The sequence below is a fragment of the Sphingomonas sp. SAFR-052 genome, from assembly GCF_051965015.1.
Taxonomy (GTDB): domain Bacteria; phylum Pseudomonadota; class Alphaproteobacteria; order Sphingomonadales; family Sphingomonadaceae; genus Sphingomonas.
Genome location: NZ_JBQCMO010000015.1, coordinates 31,027 through 37,084 on the forward strand (window position 1 = coordinate 31,027; position 6,058 = coordinate 37,084).

Consider the following 6,058-nt stretch of genomic DNA (forward strand, 5'->3'; position numbering starts at 1 on the left):
CCTTCACCATCGATCAGCGCAACGCCATCTTCGCTACCAGTTCCATCGAAACCATCACCGATACCAGCGGAACGTATACCAAGTCGGCCGCACCGTTCGCGCTCCGCATCGATACCGGCTCAACGCTATTCGCGTTTGGCGACAACCATGCCGAAGACGACCAAGCACCGGCAATTGCATCCTGGGACGACGTGCGGCTCGATCCGTGGAACTACCTGTCGGCCACCACGCATTCGGCCGGCTTCTCAGATACCCTGCTTTAGGCGGGTGCCCTGCAACGCTGCTATCTCCACGCCGGAGATGGCAGCGGTGCAGGAAATATCGGCACAGCTTATTACCCAGTGTCGATACTCTCATCATGCTTGTCTGGCACCGCAATCTTTTTGCGGTGTAGCGCGGTCACGCGTTTGACCTGAGCAATGCTGCAACCTGCCAGTTCCGCGGTACGGGCGATACTCATGCCGGCATCGCGCAGCGCCACGATGCGGCGGTGGTGCGCCAGATCCGGCTTCCGCCCGGTGTAGCGCCCTGCCCGTTTGGCGATCTCGATGCCCTCGCGCTGGCGCTCGCGGCGCGTCTCGTAGTCGTCGCGGGCGGTTTGCAGCGCGAGGCGGAGCAGCATGTCCTGGACCGCCTCCAGCACGATCCGCGATACCCCCGAACTGTCGGCAACCAGATCGGAGAGGTCGACGATCCCCGGCACCGCCAACCGCGCCCCCTTCCCCCGGATCGTTGCGACCAGCAGTTCGGCTTCGGGCAAAGGCAGGCGGCTGATCCGGTCGATCTTTTCGGCGATCACGACTTCGCCGGGTTGCAGGTCATCGACCATGCGCAACAGTTCGGGGCGGTCGGGTCGCGCGCCAGACGCTTTCTCACGGTACACCGCAGCAACATAGAAGCCGGCTGCCCGAGCGCCGGCGACGATCGCCTCTTGCCGGGCCAGATCCTGTTCGTCGGTACTGACCCGCAGATATACGCGCGCCGCCCGGATCATGTTTTGTTGCTCGCTTATCGTTGCTCGGCTCAATTGGGTATACCCATATGCGCCGAGCGTCCGCCGACCGGCTCGGAACCGCCATAGCCGATCCTGCGTAGCCTAGCCAACCGAACCGTGTTCAACTAGCTATAATGTCTTGGCAGTTGTTCATTGCGGTGTTCGAAGGGCTAGATAGCGGCGCACATACTATCACTAGTCTTCAAACCGAATTTGTGGCACCCAACGCTATAAATACCATCTTGTGAAAGTGGTGCCACATGACATTACAGGTTAACATAACTCCTAATGGTCGTATGAGTCTGCCAATCGGCATTCGCAAGCGTCTTGGTCTCGAGGCTGGCGGCGCGGTCCTTGTTGAGGAAACTGCAGACGGAGTCGTTTTGCGCACTGTAGGGCAGGCTGTGGCTAAAGCGCAGGCCATTGCCAAACGCTATGCGCAGCAACCCGATGCGTCGGTCGATGCCTTTCTGGCCGCACGGCGCGAGGATAGTGGAGAATGACCCATGTCGTCCTCGATGCCTCGGCGATCCTTGCGCTGCTGAAAGGCGAGCGCGGGGCCAGCAAGGTCGTTGGCGTCATCGCGGACGCATCGGTCTGCGCGATCAACCAGGCCGAGGTCGTCAGCCATTTCGTCCATCTCGGCGCGCCGCTCGAAGAGGTCCGCGCCATGCTGGGCGCCTTGCCCTATACCATCGTTCCCGCCGATGACGCATTGGCGTGGGAAGCCGGCAGCCTGCGCGCGGCGACGGCGTCAACCGGGTTGTCGCTGGGCGATCGCTTCTGCCTCGCCCTCGCCAAACGGCTCGGCGTTCCCGCCTATACGGCCGACAAGGCGTGGCGCGACATTACCGTCGACGTCGCGGCGAAGGTCGTCATTATCCGTTGATCGAATGCCCCGCCGGCCGTGGCTACCCGCTTGGCGTGGTGGTCAGGCCGGCACGCTGTCATAGACGACGACCTTGCGCCACAATGGCGCGCAGGCGGCGACGAACGCCTGATGCGCCGGGTGATCCTGATAGGCCTTCTGATCGGCGACCGTATCGAACAGCATCAGTTCGGACACGTCGAAGCTGGCATCGACCACGTCGCGCTGCTCGGTTCCGGCCGGCACACCGACATGCAGCTCGCGTATCTGCGGTATCGCCGCCAATGCTTTCAGCCCGGCTACCAGCTTCGCCCGATCCGCGGCATTTCCGGCACGCTCGAGCCAGAAGAACACCTGATGCCGGATCCGGCCAGCGGGTTCAGCCCTGGCCGGGTCGGTGCCGGCCACCGTTGCAGCGGCAAGTCCGATGCCTGTGAGAATGTCTCGCCTGTCCACCTTGCTTCCCATCCTTGCTGCCGATCGACGATACCCTAGGCCAGGGCGGCCGTCCGTCGAACCCCTTTCGTTTCAGATATCTAGCCGCAGCGAGGCGCGCACGCTTCGCGGTGCGCCGGGATAGACCCACAAGGCGCTGTACGAGCTTGCCGCGTAACGCCGGTCGAACAGATTGTCGGCGTCGAGGCGGAAGCGCAGCCCTTGCGTCAACGGCGCTTCCAGGCCCATTTTCACCTTCCAATATTCGGGCAGCACCAGCGGCTGCGCGGTCAGCGATCCGGCCCGATCGCCGACATAGGCGGCACCGCCACTCAGCTGCCAATCGCCCCGCGACGTCGCGATCCGGTGCACGACCAGCAGGGTCGCCGAATGCGCCGGCACGTTGAGGACCTTCGGTGTCGCGAATGTCGTGTCGTCCGCCTTCGCATCCACCCATGCATAGTTCGCGACCACTTGCCACCGCGCGCCAAGCCGTGCCGACGCGTCGAGTTCGATCCCGCGGCTAACCATGCTGCCGACCGGTGCCAGGAAATTGGGATCGACCGGATCGGTGGTGAGAATGTCCCGCTTGCGGATGTCGAACCATGTCGCCGCCAGATCGACGCCCGGCAGATTGGCGGCGATCCCGACTTCGTACCCACGCCCGGTTTCCGGTCCGAACCCGGCACCGTTGCGATCGGTGCCGGTGTTCAGCGCAAAATTCTGCCCCCAATTGGCGTGCACCGCGAGCATGTCGGTCAGGCGATAGCGCCCGCCGACGCGGAAGTTCACCGGCGCGTCGATGTTGCGCCCGGTGCCGCCCGTATTGTTGTTCACGATCTTCTGCCGATAGGGATCGATCCTCGCCCCGCCGACCAGGGTCAACCGGTCGGTGACGTCCCACATGTCCTGCACGTAGAAGGTTCCTGCCCAACGGCTTTCGTCGTTGTTGGTGAACGGTCGCAGCGCCGCGGCCACCGACCCATAGACCGGATCGTACAGGTCGATCGCATAGGGTGCGGCCGCCGACGGATTGATGCGCATCCATCGCTCGCCATAAAAGAAGCGATAGCCCTTCCATCCGGCGCTGACCCGGTGCCGTCCGATCTGTCCGGCCAGTTCCAGGCGTGCCGACAGGTCATCGACGCTGAAATCGCGCGAGCGGCGTTGCCGCCAGAGCGCCGTGCCGACGATCCGCGACTGATCGGCCGACAGCCCCCGCAAGCTGCCCTTGCGCCAGACCACGCCGCCGTTGAGCGTCCAGCTTCCTCCCAGTTCCGCGAGGGCGGTGATCTGGTGCTGGTCGTTGCGGGATCGGGTGATGCCGTTCGCCGGTTCGCCATAATAGTTCGATCGCGGCAATGCGTTCGCATCGCCATTCACCGCCGGTATGCCGCGGTCGAACGGCGTGTCGAACTGGCTGAACTCGCCGGTATAAGTGAACCGGAGCGCATCATTCGGTCGCCAGGTCAGCGACGGCGAAACGATGCGGCGGCGAAGCGTGACGGTGTCGCGCCATCCCTCGCTGTCTTCGCCGGCCACTACGATCCGTGCCGCCAGCGTGCGCGACAACGGTCCGGTCGCGTCCACCTCGACGCGACGGGTGTCGAACGATCCATAGCTGACCATGGCATTCGCATGCGGTGCGAAGCGCGGCACCTTCGTCACGATATTGACCCGTCCGCCGGGATCGACATCGCCGAACAAGGCGCCCGCCGGCCCCTTCAGAACCTCGATCCGTTCGGTCGTGGCGGGATCGCGGGGCGGCGCCATGCCGCGATTGGCAAGAAAGCCGTTCAGATAATATTCGGCCCCGCCGTCCGGCGTCCCCAGAAAGCCGCGGACCGCGAAATTGTCGATCATGCCGCCGCGATTATTTTGCTGGCTGAAGCCGCTGACCAGTTCGAGCGCATCGCTCAGCCGAGCGGTTCCCGCCGCGTCGAGAATGTCGCGCTCGATCGACCGGCTCGACTGCGACATGCGTTCGGTGACGCGATCGGACGACAGCGTGCGATCGGTGGTATTGCGGGTGCCCAGCACTACGATCTCGCCTGCATCCGCGTCCTCTGACCGCTCCTGTGCCGTCGCAGGCGGCGGAAGCAGGCCGATCGCCAGCGCATGGATCGACAGCCATGGACGCAGATCGGGAAGAAGGGATGAGAACATTGCGGCTCCGAATTACACGCGTTCGCGTTTGTCATGTTGCAACGTCTCATAGAAGGTTACTGCTGCAGTGCAACGTCAGGATGTGCCCGTCCTGCCGGCAGACACAGGTCGGGGGTATGCCGGTCGGGTCCGTCTACCTCACCGCTCGCGCGATCCGGTACGGGCCGGTCCGCGTCGCCAGCGCCTGTCCTTTCCAGCGCAACCGCACGCGATCCTCGGCCAGCAGCCGGTCGACGCCACGATGGACGACCGGCATCAGGTCCCGCCATGCCGGGGCACCCGGATCGGCAGCGGCCATCGCGCGGGCGACTTCGCTGGGGCAGACCGTCGCGCAGGCGGCGCGGGCAGCAAGCAACGTCAGCGTCGTGGCGCACGCAGTCGCGACCGGATCGGATATCGGTTCCGCCATTCGTCGACCTTTGAGGAATTGCTAATTGATGGCTATTTTTACCGATCCACAGTGGCAAAAACCGCAGATAAGGCGTGTGATGTGTATATATCGTTGTTATAAAACGGTTTTTTAATCTGGCACGGTTGCTGCAAATCCCTTTTCATATCCGGAAAAACACCGGGATGAACAGGAGATACCATCATGACCGCCATCCGCTTCGCTACGTCGATCATCCTCGGTCTGGTTGCCAGCACCTCGGCATTGGCCGCCGAACCCAACGCCGCACCTGCCACCGCAACGGTTCCGGTAACCGTCGCCGCAAGCCTGCCGTCGATCGTGACGCTGGCCGCCGGCCCCGCCGCGATCGCCTACAAGGCATCGCCCAACGCCCGCTATTGCTTCCGTACCGAAGTGACCGGATCGCGTATCGTGCGCAAGCTGTGCAAGACCCGCAGCGCATGGGAAGCGACCGGCGTAGATCTCGACGGGGCACTTGCCGGCCGGTAATCCGCAAGCTCCGCCGCCCGATCACGCGGCAGACCATGTTCCGGCGACTGGCCACTGGGTCAGCGGCAGCGAAGCGCTGACCCCAGCCATCGAACGCTCCCGTACTGCGAAGGACGTCAACCGACGGATGCGGTTGTGACAGCCGTGATCGGCAGCCACCTGCGCATCCCGCACGCCCAGCAGAACCGAGCCTTACTGACCTGATGGGTTGGACGGCCCCTGCACCAGTATAGCTGCGCAATGATGTGGTCGTTGAGCCACGTCATATGGAGCACACGTTGCGCGCCTTCGCTGATACCACCCGGTTGATGGCACTGGCCGCATAATCACTGCCATCTCGCGATTGTCCGGCTAACCAGGTCATTCTGGCTATAATAGCCAGACCATCAACGGAGATTATAATGGCTACCAACGCCGAGAGCTTCGTATCCATGGCACTGACCGACTTTCATGACCATCCTGGTACGATCATCGACCAAAGCCAGCAGGCACCTGTCGTTCTGACCAAGCACAAGCGACATGACCTGCTGCCGGTTTTCTGGACCGCTTGGAGCTGTGACCTGCTGCCGGTTTTCTGGACCGCTTTGAGGTGGAAGATTCCAGTTATGGTGGAGGGCCAAGGAAGCGGAGCGAGCGATGAAGAGGTCGAAGTTTTCGGAGGCGCAGATCGCCTTCGTGCTGAAGCAGGCCGAGGACG

General features: G+C 63.2%; 8 protein-coding genes and 1 pseudogene. 5 read left to right on the forward strand and 4 right to left on the reverse strand.

Annotated features, from left to right (window positions below; all coding sequences use genetic code 11):
- Nucleotides 1-263, forward strand: a 263-nt coding sequence (locus ACTHQV_RS18115; protein ID WP_440492144.1) for a hypothetical protein, incomplete at its 5' end; no start/stop codon positions are given.
- Nucleotides 264-334: 71 nt separating this feature from the next.
- Here ACTHQV_RS18115 and ACTHQV_RS18120 read toward each other — a convergent pair.
- Nucleotides 335-994: a recombinase family protein gene (locus ACTHQV_RS18120; RefSeq protein ID WP_440492145.1), complete on the reverse strand. Its 660-nt coding sequence runs from the start codon at nucleotides 992-994 to the stop codon at nucleotides 335-337.
- Nucleotides 995-1,254: 260 nt separating this feature from the next.
- On the opposite strand from ACTHQV_RS18120, the gene ACTHQV_RS18125 reads away from it, so the two are divergent.
- Entirely contained in the window at nucleotides 1,255-1,497 is a 243-nt protein-coding gene (locus tag ACTHQV_RS18125; RefSeq protein WP_440492146.1) for an AbrB/MazE/SpoVT family DNA-binding domain-containing protein, read from the forward strand.
- A complete protein-coding gene (locus tag ACTHQV_RS18130; RefSeq protein ID WP_440492147.1) occupies nucleotides 1,494-1,883 on the forward strand; it encodes a type II toxin-antitoxin system VapC family toxin in 390 nt (129 codons plus the stop codon). The genes ACTHQV_RS18125 and ACTHQV_RS18130 overlap by 4 nt, the downstream gene beginning before the upstream one ends.
- A 42-nt stretch (nucleotides 1,884-1,925) precedes the next feature.
- Here the strand turns inward: ACTHQV_RS18130 and ACTHQV_RS18135 are convergent, their stop codons facing one another.
- The 3 genes from ACTHQV_RS18135 to ACTHQV_RS18145 form a co-directional block, all read right to left on the reverse strand.
- Nucleotides 1,926-2,330, reverse strand: a complete 405-nt coding sequence (locus ACTHQV_RS18135; protein WP_440492148.1) for a Dabb family protein — start codon at nucleotides 2,328-2,330, stop codon at nucleotides 1,926-1,928.
- Nucleotides 2,331-2,390: 60 nt separating this feature from the next.
- The gene (locus ACTHQV_RS18140; RefSeq protein ID WP_440492149.1) at nucleotides 2,391-4,463 is read right to left on the reverse strand and encodes a TonB-dependent siderophore receptor; all 2,073 of its coding nucleotides are present in this window, start codon (nucleotides 4,461-4,463) and stop codon (nucleotides 2,391-2,393) included.
- 133 nt (nucleotides 4,464-4,596) lie between these two features.
- Nucleotides 4,597-4,872, reverse strand: coding sequence for a DUF3253 domain-containing protein (locus tag ACTHQV_RS18145; protein ID WP_440492150.1), 276 nt, complete (start codon nucleotides 4,870-4,872; stop codon nucleotides 4,597-4,599).
- Between the two features lie 183 nt (nucleotides 4,873-5,055).
- On the opposite strand from ACTHQV_RS18145, the gene ACTHQV_RS18150 reads away from it, so the two are divergent.
- Together ACTHQV_RS18150 and ACTHQV_RS18155 are read left to right on the forward strand one after the other, a co-directional pair.
- Complete coding sequence (locus ACTHQV_RS18150; protein ID WP_440492151.1) at nucleotides 5,056-5,361, forward strand: hypothetical protein; 306 nt, start codon at nucleotides 5,056-5,058, stop codon at nucleotides 5,359-5,361.
- A 401-nt stretch (nucleotides 5,362-5,762) separates the two neighbouring features.
- Nucleotides 5,763-6,058: pseudogene (locus tag ACTHQV_RS18155) on the forward strand (hypothetical protein); the annotation flags it as partial.